This is a genomic window from Streptomyces fuscichromogenes, from assembly GCF_014645815.1.
Classification (GTDB): Bacteria; Actinomycetota; Actinomycetes; order Streptomycetales; family Streptomycetaceae; genus Streptomyces; species Streptomyces fuscichromogenes.
The window spans coordinates 451496-472108 of the sequence record NZ_BMML01000001.1 but is presented as its reverse complement, the minus strand read 5'-3'; the positions used below and the strand labels follow the sequence as shown (position 1 = coordinate 472108).

Below are 20613 nucleotides of genomic sequence, written 5' to 3'. Positions count from 1 at the left end.
GCATGACGCCCAAAGGAGAAGAAAGCGCCGGAGCTTCGCTCGACGACCGGATCACCGGAGCACTGGTCGGAGCCGCCGTCGGCGACGCCCTCGGCGGTCCGGTCGAGGGCTACTCCCCCGACCAGATCCTCGAACGACACGGCGGCCGCGTGCACGGCATCGTCGGTCCGTGGAACGGCGACGCCTGGCGCACCGCCCGGCCCATCGCGCCGTACCACAAGGGCGACGGGCACGTCACCGACGACACCCTGCTGACCCATGCGCTGGTACGGGTGTACGACCGGGTCCGCGACCACCTCGACGCGTACGCGATCGCCGACCACCTCGTTCCGGACCTGATGAACACCCCCCGCTGGATCCCGGAACTGGAGGCGGAGGCCCTTCCCCTGCACCGCGTCTTCCTCGCCGAGAAGTGGCTCGCGACCCGCCTCCACTACGGCCATGCCGACCCCCGCGAGGGCGGCGTCGGCAACATCGTCAACTGCGGTGCCGCGATGTACATGGCACCGGTCGGCCTGGTCAACGCGGCGAACCCGCAGGGCGCGTACGCCGAGGCGCTGGACGTCACGGGCGCCCACCAGTCGTCGTACGGCAGGGAGGCGGCGGGAGTCTTCGCGGCGGCGGTTGCGGCGGCGACGGCGCCCGGCGCGACGGCGGACTCCGTGGTCGGCGTCTGTCTGTCCCTGGCGAAGGACGGCACCCGCGAGGCGATCGAACGCGTCTGTGAAACGGCCGCCCACCACCGCGACTTCGAGTCCGCGCTCACCCCCGTCCGCGAGGCGGTCGCCCCCTACGACACGGTGGGCCCCGACTACCGGTCGCCCTCCCTCGGCGCCCGCCGGCCCTCCCGTCTGCACGCCATCGAGGAACTCCCGGTCGCCCTGGGCATGTTGCTGGTGGCCGACGGCGACTACCGGCACGCCGTGCTCGGTTCCGTCAACTACGGCCGGGACTGCGACTCCATCGCGACGATGGCGGGCGCGATCGCCGGTGCGCTCGGCTCCGCCGTACCGGAGGAGTGGTCCAAGCAGGTCGCCGAGGCCAGCCGGCTCGACCTCTGGGAACCGCCCCGGGTGCTGGCCGGGGTGACCCGGGAGGTCTTCGCCCGCGACGTCGAACGCCGCCGCGTCCATGAGGAGTCCGTCGCCCGCCTCGGAGGCCCGAGTTGCTCCGCCTGACCTGGGTCCAGCCGGAGGACCTGCTGGGCCACGAGCTGCGCCAGGCACGGCAGGACGGGCGCGAGCCGGCGGCGATCGCCGCGCGCTGGCGGTCGGCCGGAGGCGCGGACGCGCCGGACCGGGCAGGCGCGTCGGAGGGACGGGCCTCCCGCTATCTGCGTCAGCTGGCGGAGGACCTCCTCGACGAACTCGCGGACCTGCCGAGCAGGTTGAACGAGCCGACGGACCTTGAAGCGATCAAGGCGCTGTGCCCGGAGTGGCCGTCCACGCAACGGAGAGGGCGGTGCGGACCGTCGTGCGACTGCGGGTGCGCGGGGGCTGACCGCGCAGTTCCCCGCGCCCCTGACGGGGCTCACTCAGCCCCGCACCCCCGCGCCTACCACGCCGCCTGGCTCGGCCGAGCCGTCGGGTGTCTGCTCGGGAAACCCGTCGAGAAGCTGCCGCTGCACGCCATCCGCGAACTCGCCCGCGCCACCGGCAACTGGCCCCTGAACCACTACTTCACCGCCCGCGGCGTCCCCGCCGGACTGCTCTCCGCGCACCCCTGGAACCGCCGCTCGGCCCCCACCTCCCTCGCCGAGAACATCGACGGCATGCCCGAGGACGACGACCTCAACTACCCGCTCCTCAACCTCCTCCTGCTCCGGCGCCGCACCAGGGACTTCACCACCTCCGACGTGGCCGCCCTCTGGCTCGACGAACTCCCCGCCGGCCGTACCTTCACCGCCGAACGCGTCGCCTACCGCAACCTCCTCACCGGCATCGAACCCCCGCACACCGCCCGCCACCGCAACCCCTTCCGCGAGTGGATCGGCGCCCTGATCCGCGCCGACGCGCACGGCTGGACCAACCCCGGCGACCCGGCCGCCGCGGCCGAGCAGGCGCACCGCGACGCCACCCTCACCCACACCGCCAACGGCGTCTACGCCGCGATGTTCACGGCGGCCGTCATCGCCACCGCCGCCACCGGCGGCCACGACGTGCACGCCTGTCTGCGCACCGGCCGCACGGTGATCCCGCCCCACTCCCGGCTGGCCCGCGCCGTCGACCACGCGATCCGGCTCGCCGGAGAACACGACGACTTCGACACCGTCGTGGACGCGCTGCACGCCACCCACTCCCCCACCCACCACTGGGTGCACGCCATCCCCAACACCGCCCTGATCGCCGCCGCCCTCACCCACGCCGACGGCGACTTCACCGGCTCCGTCTGCCGCGCCGTGAGCGGCGGCTGGGACACCGACTCGAACGGCGCGACCGCCGGCTCCGTCGCCGGCCTGCTCGCGGGCGACCCCGACGCGCTCCCCGACCGCTGGACGACCCCGCTCAAGAACCGACTCGCCACCTCCGTCGCCGGCTTCGACGGCACCGGCTTCGACACCCTCGCCCACCTCACCCACCTGGAGGCGACCCGCTCATGACCCAGATCGCCGTGCTCGGCAGCATGAACATGGACCTCGTCGCGTACGCCGAGAAGGCCCCGCTGCTCGGCGAGACCGTGACGGGACGGGCGTTCCGTACGATCCCCGGCGGCAAGGGCGCCAACCAGGCGATCGCCGCCGCCCGCGCCGGCGCCATGGTCTCGATGATCGGCGCGGTCGGCCACGACGCCTACGGCGCCCGGATGCGCGAGACCCTCGAACACTCCGGCGTGGACACCGACTCGCTGCGCACGATCGAGGGCCCGTCCGGCACCGCGCACATCGTCGTGGACGACGAGGGCGGCAACGCGATCGTGGTGATCCCCGGCGCGAACGGCACCGTCGACCATCTCGCGCCCGGCGACGAGGGCGTCATCGCCTGCGCCGACATGCTCCTGCTCCAGCTGGAGATCCCCCTCGCCGCTGTGGTGGCCGGCGCGCAGGCCGCCCGCCGGCACGGCGTCCGGACCGTCCTCACCCCGTCCCCCGCGCGCCCGCTGCCGTCCGAACTCCTCGACCACATCGACCTGTTGGTGCCCAACGAGCGGGAGGCGGCCACCCTCACCGACCGCGCCGACCCGCGTGACGCGGCGGCCGCGCTCCTCGACCGGGTACCGCAGGTCGTCGTCACGCTCGGCGCAGCCGGCTGCCTGTACCTCACCCGCGACGCCGCCCCCCTCGTCATCGCCGCGCCCCGGGTGGCCGCCGTCGACTCGACGGGCGCGGGCGACACCTTCGTCGGTGCCCTGGCGGTGGCCCTGGCCGAGGAGAAACCCATCCGCGAGGCCCTGTCCTGGGCGGCCGCCGCGGCGGCGGTCTCCGTACAGCGGGAGGGGGCGACGGAGTCGATGCCGTACCGCCCGGAGATCGAGGCGCAGTACACCGCATGAGTACGACACCCGAGCCCACGACGGCCACGACGGCCACGACCGCCACCGCCTCCATGAGCACGGCGGCGCACCCCCGGTCCACGCCCCTGCCCCCGCCCCTCGCCGGGCTGCGCGTCCTCGATCTCGCCACCCTCTTCGCCGGCCCCCTCGCCGCCACCCTGCTCGGTGACTTCGGCGCCGAGGTCATCAAGGTCGAGCACCCCGCCAAGCCCGACCCCTCCCGGGGCCACGGCCCGGCGAAAGGGGGCATCGGCCTGTGGTGGAAGCTGCTCGGCCGCAACAAGCGCACCCTCACCCTCGACCTGTCCAAGCCCGGCGGCCGCGCCACGCTCCTGCGGCTCGCCGCCACCGCCGACGTGATCGTCGAGAACTTCCGCCCCGGCACCCTGGAGAAGTGGGATCTGGGGTGGGAGGAGCTGTCCGCCGCCAACCCGCGGCTGGTCCTGACCCGGGTCACCGCCTTCGGCCAGTTCGGCCCGTACGCGCACCGCCCCGGTTTCGGCACCCTCGCCGAGGCGATGAGCGGCTTCGCGGCGATCACCGGCGAACCGGACGCCCCGCCGACGCTGCCCCCGTTCGGGCTCGCCGACTCCGTCGCGGCACTGGCCACCGCGTACGCCGTCATGACCGCGCTGGCGGCCCGGGACCGCACCGGCGAGGGCCAGGTCGTCGACATGGCGATCATCGAGCCGATCCTGGCCGTCCTCGGCCCCCAGGCCACCTGGTACGACCAGCTCGGCTACGTCCAGGAACGCACCGGCAACCGGTCCGCCAACAACGCCCCGCGCAACACCTACCGCACGGCGGACGGGAGCTGGGTGGCGGTGTCCACCTCGGCCCAGTCGATCGCGGAACGCGTGCTGCGGCTGGTCGGGCGACCGGAGCTGATCGACGAGCCGTGGTTCGCCACCGGTGCCGGCCGGGCCGCGCACGCCGACGTCCTCGACGCGGCCGTCGGCGGCTGGGTCGCCACCCGCTCCCGCGCCGAGGTGCTGGCCGAGTTCGAGAAGGCGGAGGCGGCGGTGGCACCGATCCAGGACGTACGGGACGTCATGACGGACCCGCAGTACCAGGCGCTGAACACCATCACGACCGTGCCGGACCCCGAGCTGGGCCCGCTGCGCATGCAGAACGTCCTGTTCCGGCTCTCGGCCACCCCCGGCGCGATCCGCTGGACCGGCCGCCCGCACGGCGCCGACACGGACGAGGTCCTGACCGAGCTGGGCCTGACCCCGGCCCAGGTGCGGGCCCTGCGCGCGGAGGGCGCCGTATGACCACCGTGCCCTTCCCGCTGACCTGGCTGTACGTCCCCGGTGACCGGCCGCACGTCGTCACCAAGGCGCTGGCCTCCGGAACCGACGTGGTGGTGATCGACCTGGAGGACGCGGTCGCCCCCGACCGCAAGGACTACGCCCGCGCCGCCACCGCCGATCTCCTCACCCACCGCCAGCCGGTCCCGGTCCACGTCCGGATCAACGCCCTGGACACCCCCTGGGCCGAGACCGACGTCAAGGCCCTGCTCTCGCTGCCCGGCCTCGACGGACTGCGCCTGCCCAAGGTGACCGGCCCCGACGACATCCGTCACCTCGCCGCCCGGACCGCCGCCCTCCCCCTGTACGCCCTGCTCGAATCGGCTCTCGGCATCGAACACGCCTACGCCATCGCCGGTGCCCACCCCGCCCTGCGGGGCATCTCCCTGGGCGAGGCGGACCTACGGGCCGACCTGGGCGTACGGGACGACATCGGCCTCGACTGGTCGCGCTCCCGGATCGTGGTCGCGGCACGGGCGGCGGGCCTCGCTCCACCGCCCCAGTCGGTGCACCCCGACACCCGCGACCTCAACGGCCTCGCCGCCTCCTGCGCCCATGGCCGCGCCCTGGGCTTCCTGGGCCGCGCCGCGATCCACCCCCGCCAGCTCCCGATCATCGAACGGGCCTACCTCCCCACCGAGGCCGAACTGGAGCAGGCGGAGACGGTCATCAAGGCGGCCACCACCGAGCAGGGCGCCCAGGCCCTCCCCGACGGCAGCTTCATCGACGCGGCGGTGGTGGCGGCAGCCCGCAGAACCCTGTCCCTGGTGAACCGCCGCTGACATCCCCCACCGCGGCCCCCACCGACCACCGACCCCGACCGCCGGCGTTCCCTTCCTCGGGTGACCTCTTCCGTCGGCAATCCCGATCGCCGGTCTTCTTCTTCCACCGCGACAGCGAGAACCACGACGGCGTCGTCCGGCGGTGCCTGACCCGGCGCAACCCGGTCGGTCCGCACACGAAGAGGGCGCCCGGTTCGATCCCGGGCGCCCTCTTCGTCGTACGACAAGCAGGTCAGCTCTTCTTGGTCCCCGACCCGGCCTCGTCCTTGACCTCGTCCTTCACCTCGCCGTCGGCGTCGTCCTTGGCTTCGGCATCGTCGTCGGCGGCCTCGGCGGCCTTCGCCTCGACGGCCTCGTCGGCACCGTCGGCCTCACCGTCGGAGACACCCTCACCGTCGGCGGCACCCGGTTCGACCACGGTCTCCCGGCCCGGCCGCTTCTTCGCGGAGAGCACCATGTACAGCACCGCGAGCAGGAACACGATCATCGCGGTCCAGTCGTTGAGCCGCAGGCCGAGGATGTGGTGGGCGTCGTCGACGCGCATGTACTCGATCCAGCCGCGGCCCACGCAGTACGCGGCGACGTACAGCGCGAACGCCCGCCCGTGTCCCAGCGTGAAGCGGCGGTCGGCCCACATGACGAGGAAGGCGACGCCGATGCACCACAGCGACTCGTAGAGGAACGTCGGGTGGTAGTAGCCCGGGACCCGGCCGCCCTCGGAGGAGGTGATGTGCAGCGCCCAGGGCAGATGCGTCTCCCGGCCGTACAGCTCCTGGTTGAACCAGTTGCCCCAGCGACCGCATGCCTGGGCGAGGGCGATACCGGGGGCGATGGCGTCGGCGTAGGCCGGCAGCGGGATGCCCCGGCGCCGGCAGCCGATCCACGCGCCCACCGCACCGAGCGCGATCGCGCCCCAGATACCGAGGCCGCCCTGCCAGACCTTGAACGCGTCGACCCAGTCACGGCCCGCGCTGAAGTACAGCTCGTAGTCCGTGATCACGTGGTAGAGACGCCCGCCGACGAGGCCGAACGGCACGGCCCAGACGGCGATGTCGGCCACGGTGCCGGCCCGCCCGCCCCGGGCGATCCAGCGCTTGTTGCCGAGCCAGACGGCTACGAAGACACCGATGATGATGCAGAACGCGTAGCCGCGCAGCGGGATGGGACCGAGGTGGATCACTCCGCGCGAAGGGCTGGGAATGTAGGCGATTGTTTCCATGGCAGGGTCGACGCTACCGTGCCGGACCGGGGCGACGGCAACCAGCCCGGCTACGGCTCCATAACGGGGACGTGAGAATCGCTTACCCTCGCCTATCCGTTGTTCGCGTCCTCGACCAGCTGCTTCAGCTTGGCCGGGGTCATGGTCTGGTCCTGGTAGATGTTCTTGCCGTCGAGCAGGACGGTCGGGGTGCCGCCGAACTTGGCCGCCTGGAAGGCCTGGTTGGACTTCTCGACCCAGGAGTTGTGCGTGCCGTTCCTGACGCACTTCTGGAACGCCGGCGTGTTCAGCCCCTCGACCTTGCCGGCGAGCTGGATCAGCTTGTCGTTGCCGGCGAACGCGTCGTCGGTCTCCTCCGGCTGGTTCTCGTACAGCACGTCGTGGAAGTCGCGGAACTTGCCGGCGTCCTGGGCACAGGCCGCCGCGTTGGCCGCGTTGCGGGAGCCGGTGCCGCCGAGGTTGCCGTCGATCAGCGTGACCAGGTGGTACTCGATCCTGAGCTTGCCGGCGTCGACCAGCTCGTGGAGCGTCGGGCGGTACGCCGTCTCGAAGGCCTTGCAGGCCGGGCAGCGGAAGTCCTCCCAGATGGTGAGCGTCGACTTGGCGCCGTCCTGGCCGACGGGGACCGCCAGGCTGTCCTTGCCCTGGGCGCCCGAGGGGGCCACGACCGGACCCGAGCTCGCGCTGCCCTTGTCCTTGCCCGCGTTCGCGGCGACCACGCCGACCACCGCCGCCAGGCCCAGGACGCAGACGACGCTCGCACCCACGATCAGCGCGCGCCGTCGCTTCTCCGCGGCCCGGTGCTTCTCGCGCTCGGCCGCCAGCCGCTCCCGGGCCATCCGCTTTCCGTCACGATTCTTCTCGCTCACACCCCCAGAACGAACCGGGGAGGCGCACCGCGCCTCCCCGGTCCCAGGTCCACCCGTTCGAGTGACCGAATGTCCTGTTGTGTGTGACGGTCCTGCTGTGTCCGGCGGTACCCCGCAGGTCACACCTGTCGGCGCACGCCCTTCGCCAGCTCGCCGGCGAGGTCGCGGACGGCCGCCACGCCGGCCGCGTCGTCCGGCGCGTCCAGCATCCGCTTCACGAAGGCCGAGCCGACGATCACGCCGTCCGCGAAGCCGGCCACCTCGGCGGCCTGGGCCGCGTCGGAGACGCCGAGGCCGACGCAGACGGGCAGCCCGGTGCCGGTGCCACGGGTGCGCTCGACCAGTTCCTGGGCCTGCGCGCCGACCGACTCACGGGTACCGGTGACGCCCATCAGCGAGGCCGCGTAGACGAAGCCGCTGCCCGCCGCGGTGATCTTCGCGAGCCGCTCGTCCTTGCTGCTCGGCGCCACCACGAAGACCGTCGCGAGGCCGTGCTTCTCGGCGTGCTCCCTCCACAGGGCCGACTCCTGCACCGGCAGGTCGGGCAGGATGCAGCCCGCGCCGCCCGCCTCGGCGAGCTCCGCGGTGAAGCGCTCGACGCCGTAGCGGTCGATGGGGTTCCAGTACGTCATGACGAGGATCGGCCTGCCGGTGGCCTCGTAGGCCTCCTTGACCGTCCGCATCACGTCCGCGATCCGTACGCCGCCGCGCAGGGCGATGTCGTCGGCGGTCTGGATGACGGGGCCGTCCAGGACCGGGTCGCTGTGCGGCAGGCCGACCTCGACGACGTCCGCGCCACCGTCGAGCACGGCCTTGATCGCCTCGATGCCGCCGTCCACGGTCGGGAACCCGGCCGGGAGGTAGGCGATGAGCGCGGCCCGGCCCTCGGCCCTGGCACCGGCGAGGGTGTCGGACAGCAGTTGGATGTTGCCGCTCACTTGGCGTCCCCCTCGATCTCCGCGGTGTCGGCGGCGTCGGCCGCGACCTCGGCGTCGGTGTCGTACAGCCCGAAGTAGCGTGCGGCGGTGTCCATGTCCTTGTCGCCGCGGCCGGACAGGTTGACGACGATCAGCGCGTCCTTGCCGAGTTCCCTGCCGACCTCCAGGGCACCGGCGAGGGCGTGGGCGCTCTCGATGGCCGGGATGATGCCCTCGGTGCGGGAGAGCAGGCGCAGCGCCTGCATGGCCGCGTCGTCGGTGACCGCGCGGTACTCGCCGCGGCCCGAGTCCTTGAGGTAGGAGTGCTCCGGGCCGATGCCCGGGTAGTCCAGACCGGCGGAGATCGAGTACGGCTCGGTGATCTGGCCCTCGTCGTCCTGGAGGACGTAGGACCGGGAGCCGTGCAGGATGCCGGGCTCGCCGGCGGTGAGGGTGGCCGCGTGCTCGCCGGTCTCGATGCCGTGTCCCGCGGGCTCGCAGCCGATGAGGCGGACGCCCTCGTCGGGGATGAAGGCGTGGAAGAGGCCGATGGCGTTGGAGCCGCCGCCGACGCAGGCGATCGCGGCGTCGGGAAGCCGTCCCGCGCGCTCCAGGAGCTGGCGGCGGGCCTCGACTCCGATGACCCGGTGGAAGTCGCGGACCATGGCCGGGAAGGGGTGCGGTCCGGCGACCGTACCGAAGAGGTAGTGGGTTCGGTCGACGTTGGCCACCCAGTCGCGGAACGCCTCGTTGATGGCGTCCTTGAGGGTGCGGCTGCCGGACTTCACGGCGATGACCTCGGCGCCGAGGATGCGCATCCGGGCCACGTTGAGGGCCTGGCGCTGGGTGTCGATCTCACCCATGTAGATGGTGCAGTCGAGGCCGAACAGGGCGCAGGCGGTGGCCGTCGCGACGCCGTGCTGGCCGGCGCCGGTCTCCGCGATCACCCGGGTCTTGCCCATGCGCTTGGTGAGCAGGGCCTGGCCGAGCACGTTGTTGATCTTGTGCGAGCCGGTGTGGTTCAGGTCCTCGCGCTTGAGGAAGACGCGGGCGCCGCCGGCGTGTTCCGCGAAGCGGGGGACCTCGGTGAGCGCCGACGGGCGACCCGTGTAGTTGAGGAGCAGGTCGTCGAGCTCCCGGGCGAACTCGGGGTCGTGCCTGGCCTTGTCGTACTCGACGGCGACCTCGTCCACGGCGGCGACGAGGGCCTCCGGGATGAACTTGCCGCCGAACGCGCCGAAGTAACCCTCGGGGCTGGGTACCTGCCCCTCCGGGTCAGGGAAGAAGTAGTCGCTGGGCATGCGGAAACCTCACGGTGAGTGCGTGTGAAAAGACACTGTTCGCCGTGGGGGCGGGGACATGGCCGATGGCTGCGAGCCGTCAGTGGTTGCGCGTGTAGTTCCCCGCGCCCCTGAAGGGCGCGCGCCATCGACGGCCGTTCACCTGCCCGGGTTCGTCACCGATGACGTACCGCACCCGACGACCGTGGACACGCCTCGCGGGGGCTCGGCAGCCCCGGGGGCGGCAGCCGCGCGCGAGGCGGGCGTACCGGTCCATGGTCGTCACGGTGGGAGTCATCGGCGCCAGCCTACCGGGTGATCAGCCGCGGCCGTGCCGCAGAGCCGGGTGCTCGCCCGCCGCCACCAGGTCGGCCACCGCCGACTTGGGGTCGCGGCCCGTGACCAGCGACTCGCCGACCAGGACCGCGTCGGCGCCCGCGTTGGCGTACGCGATCAGGTCGTGCGGGCCGCGGACGCCGGACTCGGCGACCTTGACGATGCGGTCGGGGATCTCGGGGGCGACCCGCTCGAAGGTGGAGCGGTCGACCTCCAGGGTCTTCAGGTTGCGCGCGTTGACACCGATCACCTTGGCGCCCGCGTCCACCGCGCGCTCCACCTCGTCCTCGTCGTGGACCTCGACGAGCGGGGTGAGACCGATGGACTCGGCACGCTCGATCAGCGACTCCAGGGCCGGCTGGTCGAGGGCGGCGACGATCAGGAGCGCGAGGTCGGCGCCGTACGCGCGGGCCTCCCACAGCTGGTACGACGTGACGATGAAGTCCTTGCGCAGCACCGGGATGTCCACCCGGGCCCGGACCGCCTCCAGGTCGGCCAGCGAGCCGCCGAAGCGGCGCTGCTCGGTCAGGACCGAGATGACGGCCGCGCCGCCCGCCTCGTAGTCCGCGGCGAGCCCGGCCGGGTCGGCGATGGCGGCCAGTGCGCCCTTGGACGGGCTGGAGCGCTTGACCTCACAGATGACCTTGACGCCCTCACCGCGCAGCGCGGCCACGCCGTCCTTGGCGGCCCGTGCCCTCGCCGCGCGCTCCTTGAGCTCGTCGAGGCTGACGCGCGCCTGCCGTTCCGCGAGGTCGGCACGGACTCCGTCGATGATCTCGTCGAGCACACTCACGCGAGCGGCCCCCTTCCGGACGGTTCTTGCAGGCGGTCAAAATCCCGTGGGCCGAAAACCCGTGGTCACTGCGATGGTATCCGGAGGACGGCGTAGGCCTCACATCCGGTTGACGCCGGTCCCAGTACCTGGACATCCACCAGTTGATCAAGGATGCAACCAGCCACCGACGGGCAGGTTCCGGACAACGGTGAAGACCAGCAGCAATGCGCCGATGCTCCACATCCCCACCGGCCTGAGCTCGATCCGGGCGGGCCGGCCACGCGCCGCGCGCACCACCCAGACGGTCCACACCACGGCGAAGGCCAGATAGGCGATCACGCCCGCCGCGTTGTCCCGCAGCGCGGCCAGGAAGTCGCCGTGGACGAACGCGTGCGCGCTGCGCAGGCCGCCGCAGCCGGGGCAGTACAGGCCGGTGAGCCGGTAGAGCGGGCAGACCGGGTAGTGGCCGGGCTGGTTGGGGTCGACGGTGCCGACGTAGGCGAAGGCTCCGACGACGGCGCCCAGCACGGAGACGGGCACGGCCAGCCGGCCCCGGAGGGAGGGCGTCACCGGTGCGGCGGCTGCGCTGTGGCTGTCGGCGTTCACGCCTCGCATTGTGCCCCGTACGGTCGGCGGACGCGCGCGAGGGGCGCCCCGGACCCGGTCCGGGGCGCCCCTCGCAGGGCACGGGCGGTCAGCTCTCGGCGCCGACCGGCTCGGGGGTGGCGACCGGGGCGCTGTGGGACGTCACCAGGGGGGCCTGCTTCGGCATGCCGAGGCCCATGGCGCGCATGACGCCGCCCGCCACACCACCGAGGACCACGATCGCCATACCGGCCCAGAAACCCACCGGCTGCGCCATCACCATGAAGGCGCCGGCGACGCAGAAACCGATGAAGGCGATGGTGACGCCGGTCCAGGCGGCCGGGGTGTGACCGTGGCTGTTGCCCGCCATGACTTGCTCCTCGTTGCTCGTACGTGTCCTTCCGGACGCTCACTCCCGATTGTCCCGCACGCACCGGGCCGCATGGAGCGGGGGTGGCCCATCACACGCGTCTGATACGCCACATCGCTCTTGATCGCCCCGAAGTTCAGCGTCCCGCAAGGGGCGCGGGGAACTGCGCGCTCAGCCCCCACGGCGCCGCACACACCCGACGGGCCGGGCCGCCATTTCTTTCTCGGCGCCCCCAGCGAAGCGCTACGCGCCGGTGGGATCCTCGCCCCGGTCCAGCGCCTTCCAGATGTCCTCGGGCCGGTCGGGATCGACCGGCTTCGGCGCGCGGCGCGGCCGCTCCGCCCCCGTGCCGCGCTCGTAGCGGCCGGACATCGCGGGCCACAGCCGCCCGTAGCGCAGCGCCAGCAGCCCGGCGACCAGGATGAGCACACCGCCGGCCGCGGCGACGTAGGGCCAGCCGGTGTGGCTGAGGGCGTCGACCGTGGCGGACGTGTCGCCGCTGGCCTCGGCGGCCTTCTCGTCGAGCGCGGAGCCGTCCGAGGCACCCAGCAGGGCCGCAGCGGCGATGCCGGCGCCGGAGAGCGCGAGGAGCCCGGAGACCAGGAAGCGGCCGGCCCGGCGGACGGCGAAGACGGCGACGAGCGCGGCGAGACCCACTATGGCGAGGGCCGCGGGGACGCCCGTGACGTCGCTGCCCCGGGCGGTCAGCGGGAAGGCGCCACCGGCCACCGTCGCGGTGCCCTCCGCCCAGCGCTGCCGGCTGGCCAGCAGGGCCACGGCCGCGCCGAGCGCGCCGAACAGCAGCGCGACAGCGAGGCTGCGGCGGCCGGACCGGGTGGGTTCGCCGGCTTCGGAACGGGGGTGAGGAACAGCAGTCACGTACTCCACTATCGCTTGGACCGCGGGCGAACGGTCACCCGGGGTCGAGTGAGAAGCGCCCTACTCGCCCAGTCTGTTGGCCGTGTGCACCGCCCGCAGGACCGCCGCCGCCTTGTTGCGGCACTCCTGGTCCTCGGCGGCCGAGTCGGAGTCGGCGACGATGCCGGCGCCCGCCTGGACGTACGCCGTGCCGCCGCGGAGCAGGGCGGTGCGGATGGCGATGGCCGTGTCGGCGTCGCCGGCGAAGTCGAGGTAGCCGACGCAGCCGCCGTACAGCCCCCGCCTCGACGGTTCCAGTTCGTCGATGATCTGCATCGCGCGGGGCTTGGGGGCGCCGGAGAGGGTGCCGGCCGGGAAGCAGGCGGTGAGGACGTCGAAGGCGGTGCGGCCCTCGGCGACCTTTCCGGTGACCGTCGAGACGATGTGCATGACGTGCGAGTACCGCTCGACGGACATGAAGTCGACGACCTCGACGGAGCCGGGCTCGCAGACCCGCCCCAGGTCGTTGCGGCCGAGGTCGACGAGCATCAGGTGCTCGGCGCGCTCCTTGGGGTCGGCCATCAGCTCGTCGGCGAGGGCCTGGTCCTCCTGCGGGGTGGCTCCGCGCGGCCGGGTGCCGGCGATGGGGTGCACCATGGCCCGTCCGTCCTCGACCTTGACCAGGGCCTCCGGGGACGAGCCGACGACGTCGAAGACGCCTCCGTCCCCGTCGGGGAACCGGAAGAGGTACATGTACGGGGACGGGTTGGTGGCCCGCAGGACCCGGTACACGTCCAGCGCGCTCGCCGTGCAGGGGGTCTCGAAGCGCTGCGAGGGGACGACCTGGAAGGCCTCGCCCGCGCGGATGCGCTCCTTGATGTCCTCGACGGCCGCCTGGAAGTCGGGGCCGCCCCACAGGGCGGTGTACTCGGGGAGTTCGGAGGGCGGCAGGACGGCGGGCGGCTGGGCGACCGGGCGGGAGAGGTCCGCCTCCATCGCGTCCAGGCGGGCCACGGCGTCCGCGTGCGCCTCGTCGACGCCGGTGTCGAGGTCGTTGTGGTTGATCGCGTTGGCGATCAGCAGGACCGAGCCCTCCCAGTGGTCCATGACGGCGAGGTCGCTGGTGAGGAGCATGGTCAGTTCGGGGAGCCGGAGGTCGTCGTGCTCTCCGGGGCCGATCTTCTCCAGGCGGCGCACGATGTCGTAGCCGAGGTAGCCGACCATGCCGCCGGTGAAGGGGGGCAGCTCCTGGTCGTGCGGGGTGTGCAGGGCCTCGATGGTGGCGCGCAGGGCGGCCAGCGGGTCGCCGTCGACGGGCACGCCGACGGGCGGGGTGCCGAGCCAGCGGGCCTGGCCGTCGCGGGCGGTGAGGGTGGCGGCGGAGCGGACGCCGACGAAGGAGTACCGAGACCATTGATACGCCGTGCGGCCGTTCTCGGCGGACTCCAGCAGGAAGGTGCCGGGGCGCTCGGCGGCGAGCTTGCGGTAGAGCGCGACCGGGGTGTCGCCGTCGGCGAGGAGCTTGCGGGTGACCGGGATGACACGCCGGTCGGTCGCGAGCTTGCGGAAGGTCTCGAGGTCCATGGCGGCAGACCTTACTGATCGGAGGCGGGTACGCCGGAATCGGCGCCCTCGTGGCCGTGCTCGGTGTCCTTCAGGAGCACGTCGGCGTCGAAGCAGGTGCGGTCGCCGGTGTGGCAGGCGGCGCCCACCTGGTCGACCCTGACCAGCAGGGTGTCGGCGTCGCAGTCGAGGGCGACCGACTTCACCCACTGGAAGTGGCCGGAGGTGTCGCCCTTGACCCAGTACTCCCGGCGGCTGCGCGACCAGTAGGTGCAGCGTCCGGTGGTGAGGGTCCGGTGCAGTGCCTCGTCGTCCATCCAGCCGAGCATCAGCACCTCGCCGGTGTCGTACTGCTGGGCGATGGCGGGGATGAGTCCGTCGGCGCTGCGCTTGAGGCGGGCGGCGATCTCCGGGGCGAGGCCACTGGACGGGGGTGTACCCGTCGTACCGGTCGTACTGGTCATGGGTGCCATTGTGCCGCGCGGCACCGACAGTCACGGTCCGTGTCCACTGTCCGGACGGTGGGTGTGGTCGTAGGCTGGCGGTATGTCGACCTTCGCCAAGCGTGAACGGCTCCTGCTCGCCGACCTCTTGGAGACCGCCGGTCCCGAGGCACCGACCCTCTGCGAAGGCTGGGTGACCCGTGATCTGGCCGCGCACGTGGTGGTGCGCGAGCGCCGCCCGGACGCGGCCGGGGGCACGGTGATCAAGCAGCTGGCGCCGCGCCTGGAGAAGGTGACGGCCGAGTTCGCGGCGAAGCCGTACGAGGAGCTGATCCAGCTGATCCGCACCGGCCCGCCGCGCTTCTCACCCTTCCAGCTCAAGCAGGTCGACGAGGCCGCCAACACCGTGGAGTTCTACGTCCACACCGAGGATGTCCGCCGGGCCCAGCCGGACTGGTCGGCGCGGGAGCTGGACCCGGTCTTCCAGGACGCCCTGTGGGCCCGTCTGGAGCGCACCGCCCGGCTGCTCGGCCGGGGGGTGCCGACGGGCCTGGTGCTGCGCCGCCCGGACGGCCAGACGGCGGTCGCCCATCGCGGCGCCCCGGTGGTGACGGTGACGGGCGAGCCGTCCGAACTGCTGATGTTCGCGTTCGGCCGGCAGAGCAAGGCGAAGGTCGAGGTGGACGGCGACGAGAACGCGATCGCCAAGCTGCACGAGTCCAGATCCCTGGGTATCTGAGGAGCCCGCGGTGATCCGGGTCGCGATGACGAGCGTGTACGTGGACGACGTGCCGAGGGCGCACGCGTTCTATACGGACGTCCTCGGCTTCGAGACCCGCACCCGGCTGGACCTGGGCGACGGCACCTGGTTCGTCACGGTCGGCGCCCCGCAGGGCGCCCAGCCGGACCTCCAGCTCCTGCTGGAGCCCGGCGAGGGCCCCGTCGCGGACCCCTACCGCAGGGCCGTGTACGAGGCGGGCCTGCCGGCCATCGTCTTCTCCGTGGACGACATCCGCTCGGAGTACGACCGCCTGTCCGCCCTGGGCGTCCGCTTCCCGCACGGACCACGGGAGCAGGGCCCGACGATCGCCGCCGTCCTGGACGACACGGTCGGCAACCTGATCCAGCTGACCCAGCCGAAGGCCTGAGCGGGCTCAGCGGGGCAGCTCGGCCCGGCGCAGTCCCGGTACGGCCAGCGCGACGACCCCGCCCAGCGCGCAGACGGCGGCGCTGGCCACGTAGACCGGGCCGAGTCCGAAGACACCGATCGCGGCGGCCGTGAACGGCATGCTGAGCGGGGTGAGGCCCAGGCTGATCAGACCGGAGACGGCGGTGACCCGGCCCAGGTACGCGGGGTCGGCCTGGGTCTGCAGCAGCGCCCCGCACATGGCGCCGCTGAGCCCGGCGAGCAGGCCGATCAGCAGGGCGACGCCGACCGCGCCGACGAGACCCGGTACGAAGGCGAGGGCACCGATCGCGACGGATCCGACGAGGATCGAGACCCCGGCGACCAGACCCGCGCGCGGCAGCCGCCCCCGCACGGTCAGCAGCAGCGAGACGGCCCCGGCGCCGACGCCGAACCCCGCGAGCACCCAGCCCACGCCCGCCGCGCCCCAGCCGCGCCGGTCGGCGAGCAGGGTCAGCCCGACGTTGAGGGGGCTGACGAAGCCCAGGTCGCCGAGGGCGACGGCCAGCATCAGCGGGGCCAGGACGCGGTGCCGGCGGATGTGGGCGAGCCCGGCCCGCAGGTCCTGCCAGGGGGTGGGGGCGGCGGCGCGGTCGTCGGCCGGGAGTTCCCGCACCCGCAGGGACATCAGCAGGGGTACCGACACGGCGATGAGCAGCCCGGCGAGGCCGAAGGCGGCCGCGGCACCGCCGACGGCCACGCAGAGGCCGCCCAGCGGGGCGCCGAGGATGCTCGCGAAGCGGAGGGCGAGACCGCGCATGCCCTGCACCCGCGCGAGCTGGTCGCGGCTGGTCACGCGCGCGGGGAGGGCGCCCACGGCGGGCATGAACACGGCGTCGACGATGCCGAAGACCAGGGCGAGCGCCGCGAGCGGCCACAGGCCGGGGCTGGTCAGGAAGAGCAGCGCGGCTGCGGCGAGGACGGCCGCGCAGCGGACGGCGTCGGAGCCGATGACGACCCGGCGGGGGCCGAGACGGTCGGCCATCACCCCGCCGAACAGCATGAGCACGGCCCTGGGCAGCGCGCTCACCGACATCACGGCGCCGGCCTGCGCGGCTGAGCCGCCCTGGACGGCGGCCCAGGACAGGGCGATGTAGTAGACGCTGTCGCCGACCATGGAGGAGGTGTAGGCGCCGAGCCACCGCAGGACGTCGGGGTCGCGGTGGGCGGGGCGCGGGGTGGCGGTGGCCGGGGCTGCGACGGTGGCGGTCACGGCAGCGGTCCTCTCAGACGCGGAACGGGAAGCCGTACATGTACAGCGCGACGTGCTCACGCCCTTCGGTGTCGCCGTTCGCCTCGGCGGACCGGCCCTGCTCGTCGTACTTGTGAAGGAGAGCGTCCAACTCGTTTTGCAGAGCGGCGAGTTCCTCCGGGGTCAGCCGCATCCAGGACTCGCTGTCGACGGACGCGGTGTTCCAGTCGGGGCTCCAGGTGGGGCGCTCGTCCAGGTAGCGCCGGTAGCGGGCGGCGCGCTGCTCGTGGAAGAGGCGGGTGGCTGCGAGGTGGGCGGCGGCCTTCTCCGGTTCGCCGCGGAAGTCGGCGTCCCGGATGCTCACGCCGTCCGACGCGCGCTGCCACCACCGCTCCCGCCCGTCCCCGGACTGCGGCTCCGCTTCCTCGATCAGGCCGTGTTCGGCCAGCTTGCGCAGGTGGTAGCTGACCAGGGACACGGCCTCGTCCACATGGTCGGCGAGCCGGGACGCCGTCGCGACCCCCTCGACGGACAGCAGTCGGTACAGGTCTGCCCGCAGCGGGTGAGCGAGGGCCTTCAGCGTGCCCACATCGGTGATCCGGCGGTTCTCCTCGCTTGCCATGCCCACGACCCTAGATACGAAAGAAAAGTTGCGCAATTAATTTTGCGCAACTTTTCTTTCCCATCTGGCCATGAAAAGGCCCCGGCCACCCATCAGGGCACCGGGGCCGAGCTCAGCGCAGCGTCACCGCACCGGGTGTCCCGCCTCGCGCAGGGTCTGCTTCACCTCGCCGATCCGCAGGTCGCCGAAGTGGAAGACGGAGGCCGCGAGGACCGCGTCGGCGCCCGCGCTGACGGCCGGGGGGAAGTGGGCGAGCGCGCCGGCGCCGCCGGAGGCGATGACGGGCACGGTCACGTGCTTGCGCACCGCCGCGATCATCTCCAGGTCGTAGCCGTCCTTCGTCCCGTCCGCGTCCATCGAGTTGAGCAGGATCTCGCCCGCGCCCAGCTCGGCGGCCCGGTGCGCCCACTCGACGGCATCGATGCCGGTGCCGCGGCGGCCGCCGTGGGTGGTGACCTCGAAGGAGCCCGATTCGGTGCGGCGGGCGTCGACCGACAGGACCAGGACCTGGCGGCCGAAGCGTTCCGCGATCTCGCGGATCAGGTCCGGGCGGGTGATGGCCGCCGTGTTGACGCCCACCTTGTCGGCGCCGGCGCGCAGCAGCCTGTCGACGTCCTCGGCGGTGCGGACGCCGCCGCCGACGGTCAGCGGGATGAAGACCTGCTCGGCGGTGCGGCGCACCACGTCGTAGGTGGTCTCCCGGTTGCCGGAGGACGCGGTGATGTCCAGGAAGGTCAGCTCGTCGGCGCCCTCCGCGTCGTACACCTTGGCCATCTCGACCGGGTCGCCCGCGTCGCGCAGGTTCTGGAAGTTGACGCCCTTGACGACCCGGCCGTTGTCCACGTCCAGGCAGGGGATGACTCGGACCGCCAGGGTCATGAATCCACGGCTCCTCTGTATGCCTCTAGCTCTGCCTCGACCAGGATGCGCGGATCGACGAAGCCGGTCACCACCACGAACGTGGTCACCGGGCGCACCTGGTCGAAGATCTCCTTGTGGGCGCGTCCCACCGCGTCCACGTCGCGCGCGTGCGCGAGGAACAGGCGGGTGCGGATCACGGACTCCGCCCCCAGCCCGAACTCGGCGATCGCCTCCAGGGCGGTGTCGAAGGCCACCCTGGCCTGCTCGTACGGGTCGCCCTCCCCGTACAGCACGGAGCCCTTGAAGGACGTCGTACCGCCCACCACCACGCGGTCGCCCGCCGCGACGGCGCGGGCGAAACCGAAGGCCTCCTCCCAGGGACTTCCGCTCTGCACGCGCCGTACGGCATCGGACGTCATGGTGACACTGCCTCCAGTGCTTCTTCCAAGGTGAACGCCTTGGCGTACAGCGCCTTTCCGACGATGGCGCCCTCGACACCGAGGGGTACCAGGCCGGACAGCGCGCGGAGGTCGTCCAGCGACGACACGCCGCCGGAGGCCACGACCGGCCGGTCCGTCGCGGCGCACACGTTCTTCAGGAGCTCCAGGTTCGGGCCCTGGAGGGTGCCGTCCTTGGCGATGTCGGTGACGACGTACCGCGCGCAGCCCTCCTGGTCGAGGCGGGCGAGCGTCTCGTAGAGGTCGCCGCCGTCGCGGGTCCAGCCGCGGCCCCTGAGGGTCGTGCCGCGCACGTCCAGGCCGACCGCGATCTTGTCGCCGTGCTCGGCGATGACCTTGGCGACCCATTCCGGGGTCTCCAGGGCGGCCGTGCCGAGGTTCACCCGGGTGCAGCCGGTGGCGAGGGCCGCGGCGAGGGTGGCGTCGTCGCGGATGCCGCCGGAGAGCTCGACCTTGATGTCCATCGCCCGGGTGACCTCGGCGACCAGCGCGCGGTTGTCGCCGGTGCCGAACGCGGCGTCCAGGTCGACCAGGTGCAGCCACTCGGCCCCCGACGCCTGCCAGGCGAGGGCGGCCTCCAGCGGGGAGCCGTAGGAGGTCTCGGTCCCGGACTCGCCGTGCACGAGGCGGACGGCCTGGCCGTCGCGGACGTCGACGGCGGGGAGGAGTTCGAGCGTGCTCACAGTGTTCCGATCCAGTTGGTGAGGAGCTGGGCGCCGGCGTCGCCGGACTTCTCGGGGTGGAACTGGGTGGCCCACAGGGCGCCGTTCTCCACGGCGGCCACGAACGGCTTGCCGTGCGTCGACCAGGTCACCAGCGGGGCCCGCAGCGCCGCGTTGTGCGTCTCCAGCGACCAGTCGTGGACGGCGTAGGAGTGCACGAAGTAGAAGCGCGCGTCGGCGTCCAGGCCGGCGAACAGCTGGGAGCCGGCCGGCGCGTCCACGGTGTTCCAGCCCATGTGCGGGACGATCTCGGCCTGGAGCGGCTCGACCGAGCCGGGCCACTCGTCGAGGCCGTCGGTCTGCACGCCGTGCTCGATGCCGCGTGCGAACAGGATCTGCATGCCGACGCAGATGCCCATCACGGGCCGTCCGCCGGACAGCCGGCGGTCGATGATCCAGTCCCCGCGCGCCCCGCGCAGGCCCTCCATGCAGGCGGCGAAGGCGCCGACACCCGGCACCAGCAGGCCGTCCGCGTTCATGGCCCTGTCGAAGTCACGGGTGATCTCGACGTCGGCCCCGGTACGGGCGAGGGCGCGCTCGGCGGACCGGACGTTGCCGAAGCCGTAGTCGAAGACGACGACCTTCTTGGAAGCCGCGGAAGCTGCGCTCAATTCCACACCTCCAGCCTCATGACGCCCGCCACCAGGCACATCGCGGCGCCGATCGACAGCAGCACGATCAGGCTGGTGGGCATCTTCTGCTTGACGAAGGAGACGATTCCGCCGACCAGGAAGAGGCCGACGACGATCAGCAGGGAGGACAGACTGTTCATGGCT

25 protein-coding genes are annotated in these 20613 nt (G+C 72.6%); 7 read left to right on the top strand and 18 right to left on the bottom strand.

The genetic code is table 11. The features are described from left to right. Positions 1 to 2 precede the first annotated feature (2 nt). From IEZ11_RS02125 to IEZ11_RS02105, 5 genes are read left to right on the top strand one after another with little or no spacing between them, the layout of a single operon-like run. Entirely contained in the window at positions 3 to 1178 is a 1176-nt protein-coding gene (locus IEZ11_RS02125) for an ADP-ribosylglycohydrolase family protein (RefSeq protein ID WP_189260781.1), read from the top strand. After that, entirely contained in the window at positions 1166 to 2599 is a 1434-nt protein-coding gene (locus IEZ11_RS02120) for an ADP-ribosylglycohydrolase family protein (RefSeq protein WP_189260780.1), read from the top strand. Before IEZ11_RS02125 ends, IEZ11_RS02120 begins: the two co-directional genes overlap by 13 nt. Continuing rightward, entirely contained in the window at positions 2596 to 3489 is an 894-nt protein-coding gene (gene rbsK, locus IEZ11_RS02115) for a ribokinase (RefSeq protein WP_189260779.1), read from the top strand. The genes IEZ11_RS02120 and rbsK overlap by 4 nt, the downstream gene beginning before the upstream one ends. 53 nt (positions 3490 to 3542) lie before the next feature. Then, entirely contained in the window at positions 3543 to 4763 is a 1221-nt protein-coding gene (locus IEZ11_RS02110; protein WP_189261102.1) for a CaiB/BaiF CoA transferase family protein, read from the top strand. Next, positions 4760 to 5581 carry an HpcH/HpaI aldolase/citrate lyase family protein gene (locus tag IEZ11_RS02105; RefSeq protein ID WP_189260778.1) on the top strand — a complete coding sequence of 274 codons (822 nt, stop codon included), beginning with the start codon at positions 4760 to 4762 and terminating at the stop codon, positions 5579 to 5581. Before IEZ11_RS02110 ends, IEZ11_RS02105 begins: the two co-directional genes overlap by 4 nt. A 232-nt stretch (positions 5582 to 5813) precedes the next feature. Here the strand turns inward: IEZ11_RS02105 and lgt are convergent, their stop codons facing one another. The 11 genes from lgt to hisI all read right to left on the bottom strand — a co-directional run bounded on the left by lgt (position 5814) and on the right by hisI (position 14826). Beyond that, a complete protein-coding gene (lgt, locus tag IEZ11_RS02100; protein ID WP_189260777.1) occupies positions 5814 to 6800 on the bottom strand; it encodes a prolipoprotein diacylglyceryl transferase in 987 nt (328 codons plus the stop codon). 92 nt (positions 6801 to 6892) lie between these two features. Continuing rightward, positions 6893 to 7669 (bottom strand): DsbA family protein, encoded by a 777-nt coding sequence (locus IEZ11_RS02095; RefSeq protein ID WP_189260776.1) that lies wholly within the window; start codon positions 7667 to 7669, stop codon positions 6893 to 6895. A gap of 119 nt (positions 7670 to 7788) precedes the next feature. Further along, on the bottom strand, positions 7789 to 8607 hold the full coding sequence (trpA, locus tag IEZ11_RS02090; protein ID WP_189260775.1) for a tryptophan synthase subunit alpha: 819 nt from the start codon (positions 8605 to 8607) through the stop codon (positions 7789 to 7791). Next, positions 8604 to 9887, bottom strand: a complete 1284-nt coding sequence (trpB, locus tag IEZ11_RS02085; protein WP_189260774.1) for a tryptophan synthase subunit beta — start codon at positions 9885 to 9887, stop codon at positions 8604 to 8606. The genes trpA and trpB overlap by 4 nt, the downstream gene beginning before the upstream one ends. Before the next feature lie 79 nt (positions 9888 to 9966). Further along, positions 9967 to 10143: a tryptophan biosynthesis modulator TrpM gene (trpM, locus tag IEZ11_RS52355; RefSeq protein WP_373294814.1), complete on the bottom strand. Its 177-nt coding sequence runs from the start codon at positions 10141 to 10143 to the stop codon at positions 9967 to 9969. A gap of 42 nt (positions 10144 to 10185) precedes the next feature. Then, positions 10186 to 10995, bottom strand: coding sequence for an indole-3-glycerol phosphate synthase TrpC (gene trpC / locus IEZ11_RS02080; RefSeq protein WP_189260773.1), 810 nt, complete (start codon positions 10993 to 10995; stop codon positions 10186 to 10188). A gap of 147 nt (positions 10996 to 11142) precedes the next feature. After that, positions 11143 to 11592 (bottom strand): DUF2752 domain-containing protein, encoded by a 450-nt coding sequence (locus tag IEZ11_RS02075; protein ID WP_189260772.1) that lies wholly within the window; start codon positions 11590 to 11592, stop codon positions 11143 to 11145. 79 nt (positions 11593 to 11671) lie between these two features. Then, positions 11672 to 11932, bottom strand: coding sequence for an HGxxPAAW family protein (locus tag IEZ11_RS02070; protein ID WP_189260771.1), 261 nt, complete (start codon positions 11930 to 11932; stop codon positions 11672 to 11674). A gap of 243 nt (positions 11933 to 12175) precedes the next feature. Beyond that, positions 12176 to 12820: a TIGR02234 family membrane protein gene (locus IEZ11_RS02065; RefSeq protein ID WP_189260770.1), complete on the bottom strand. Its 645-nt coding sequence runs from the start codon at positions 12818 to 12820 to the stop codon at positions 12176 to 12178. 51 nt (positions 12821 to 12871) lie between these two features. Further along, positions 12872 to 14374, bottom strand: coding sequence for an anthranilate synthase component I (locus IEZ11_RS02060; RefSeq protein ID WP_189260769.1), 1503 nt, complete (start codon positions 14372 to 14374; stop codon positions 12872 to 12874). Between the two features lie 11 nt (positions 14375 to 14385). Next, positions 14386 to 14826 (bottom strand): phosphoribosyl-AMP cyclohydrolase, encoded by a 441-nt coding sequence (gene hisI / locus IEZ11_RS02055; protein ID WP_189261101.1) that lies wholly within the window; start codon positions 14824 to 14826, stop codon positions 14386 to 14388. 73 nt (positions 14827 to 14899) lie between these two features. Between hisI and IEZ11_RS02050 the strand changes: the two genes are divergently transcribed. Then, positions 14900 to 15535, top strand: a complete 636-nt coding sequence (locus IEZ11_RS02050) for a TIGR03085 family metal-binding protein (protein WP_189260768.1) — start codon at positions 14900 to 14902, stop codon at positions 15533 to 15535. Positions 15536 to 15545: 10 nt separating this feature from the next. After that, positions 15546 to 15944, top strand: coding sequence for a VOC family protein (locus IEZ11_RS02045; RefSeq protein WP_189260767.1), 399 nt, complete (start codon positions 15546 to 15548; stop codon positions 15942 to 15944). 6 nt (positions 15945 to 15950) lie between these two features. Here the strand turns inward: IEZ11_RS02045 and IEZ11_RS02040 are convergent, their stop codons facing one another. From IEZ11_RS02040 to IEZ11_RS02010, 7 genes are all read right to left on the bottom strand, one after another. Continuing rightward, on the bottom strand, positions 15951 to 17195 hold the full coding sequence (locus IEZ11_RS02040; RefSeq protein ID WP_189260766.1) for an MFS transporter: 1245 nt from the start codon (positions 17193 to 17195) through the stop codon (positions 15951 to 15953). A 13-nt stretch (positions 17196 to 17208) separates the two neighbouring features. Continuing rightward, positions 17209 to 17796 carry an ArsR/SmtB family transcription factor gene (locus IEZ11_RS02035; protein WP_189260765.1) on the bottom strand — a complete coding sequence of 196 codons (588 nt, stop codon included), beginning with the start codon at positions 17794 to 17796 and terminating at the stop codon, positions 17209 to 17211. 123 nt (positions 17797 to 17919) lie between these two features. Next, a complete protein-coding gene (gene hisF / locus IEZ11_RS02030; protein WP_189260764.1) occupies positions 17920 to 18675 on the bottom strand; it encodes an imidazole glycerol phosphate synthase subunit HisF in 756 nt (251 codons plus the stop codon). Further along, a complete protein-coding gene (locus IEZ11_RS02025; RefSeq protein WP_189260763.1) occupies positions 18672 to 19076 on the bottom strand; it encodes a RidA family protein in 405 nt (134 codons plus the stop codon). Before IEZ11_RS02025 ends, hisF begins: the two co-directional genes overlap by 4 nt. After that, on the bottom strand, positions 19073 to 19798 hold the full coding sequence (priA, locus tag IEZ11_RS02020; protein ID WP_189260762.1) for a bifunctional 1-(5-phosphoribosyl)-5-((5-phosphoribosylamino)methylideneamino)imidazole-4-carboxamide isomerase/phosphoribosylanthranilate isomerase PriA: 726 nt from the start codon (positions 19796 to 19798) through the stop codon (positions 19073 to 19075). The genes IEZ11_RS02025 and priA overlap by 4 nt, the downstream gene beginning before the upstream one ends. Continuing rightward, positions 19795 to 20454 (bottom strand): imidazole glycerol phosphate synthase subunit HisH, encoded by a 660-nt coding sequence (gene hisH, locus IEZ11_RS02015; RefSeq protein WP_373294802.1) that lies wholly within the window; start codon positions 20452 to 20454, stop codon positions 19795 to 19797. Before hisH ends, priA begins: the two co-directional genes overlap by 4 nt. Continuing rightward, positions 20445 to 20609 carry a CG2302 family histidine operon protein gene (locus IEZ11_RS02010; protein WP_167449919.1) on the bottom strand — a complete coding sequence of 55 codons (165 nt, stop codon included), beginning with the start codon at positions 20607 to 20609 and terminating at the stop codon, positions 20445 to 20447. Before IEZ11_RS02010 ends, hisH begins: the two co-directional genes overlap by 10 nt. Positions 20610 to 20613 lie beyond the last annotated feature (4 nt).

Bases quoted from the DNA above. Each gene is read 5' to 3' on its own strand.
- IEZ11_RS02060 (WP_189260769.1), bottom strand. From the start codon at position 14,374: ATGGACCTCGAGACCTTCCGCAAGCTCGCGACCGACCGGCGTGTCATC.
- IEZ11_RS02075 (WP_189260772.1), bottom strand. From the start codon at position 11,592: ATGCGAGGCGTGAACGCCGACAGCCACAGCGCAGCCGCCGCACCGGTG.
- hisF (WP_189260764.1), bottom strand. From the start codon at position 18,675: ATGACCCTGGCGGTCCGAGTCATCCCCTGCCTGGACGTGGACAACGGC.
- hisI (WP_189261101.1), bottom strand. From the start codon at position 14,826: ATGGCACCCATGACCAGTACGACCGGTACGACGGGTACACCCCCGTCC.
- lgt (WP_189260777.1), bottom strand. From the start codon at position 6,800: ATGGAAACAATCGCCTACATTCCCAGCCCTTCGCGCGGAGTGATCCAC.
- trpM (WP_373294814.1), bottom strand. From the start codon at position 10,143: ATGGACCGGTACGCCCGCCTCGCGCGCGGCTGCCGCCCCCGGGGCTGC.
- IEZ11_RS02110 (WP_189261102.1), top strand. From the start codon at position 3,543: ATGAGCACGGCGGCGCACCCCCGGTCCACGCCCCTGCCCCCGCCCCTC.
- IEZ11_RS02010 (WP_167449919.1), bottom strand. From the start codon at position 20,609: ATGAACAGTCTGTCCTCCCTGCTGATCGTCGTCGGCCTCTTCCTGGTC.
- IEZ11_RS02125 (WP_189260781.1), top strand. From the start codon at position 3: ATGACGCCCAAAGGAGAAGAAAGCGCCGGAGCTTCGCTCGACGACCGG.
- IEZ11_RS02070 (WP_189260771.1), bottom strand. From the start codon at position 11,932: ATGGCGGGCAACAGCCACGGTCACACCCCGGCCGCCTGGACCGGCGTC.
- IEZ11_RS02025 (WP_189260763.1), bottom strand. From the start codon at position 19,076: ATGACGTCCGATGCCGTACGGCGCGTGCAGAGCGGAAGTCCCTGGGAG.
- IEZ11_RS02050 (WP_189260768.1), top strand. From the start codon at position 14,900: ATGTCGACCTTCGCCAAGCGTGAACGGCTCCTGCTCGCCGACCTCTTG.
- trpB (WP_189260774.1), bottom strand. From the start codon at position 9,887: ATGCCCAGCGACTACTTCTTCCCTGACCCGGAGGGGCAGGTACCCAGC.
- IEZ11_RS02105 (WP_189260778.1), top strand. From the start codon at position 4,760: ATGACCACCGTGCCCTTCCCGCTGACCTGGCTGTACGTCCCCGGTGAC.
- rbsK (WP_189260779.1), top strand. From the start codon at position 2,596: ATGACCCAGATCGCCGTGCTCGGCAGCATGAACATGGACCTCGTCGCG.
- IEZ11_RS02035 (WP_189260765.1), bottom strand. From the start codon at position 17,796: ATGGCAAGCGAGGAGAACCGCCGGATCACCGATGTGGGCACGCTGAAG.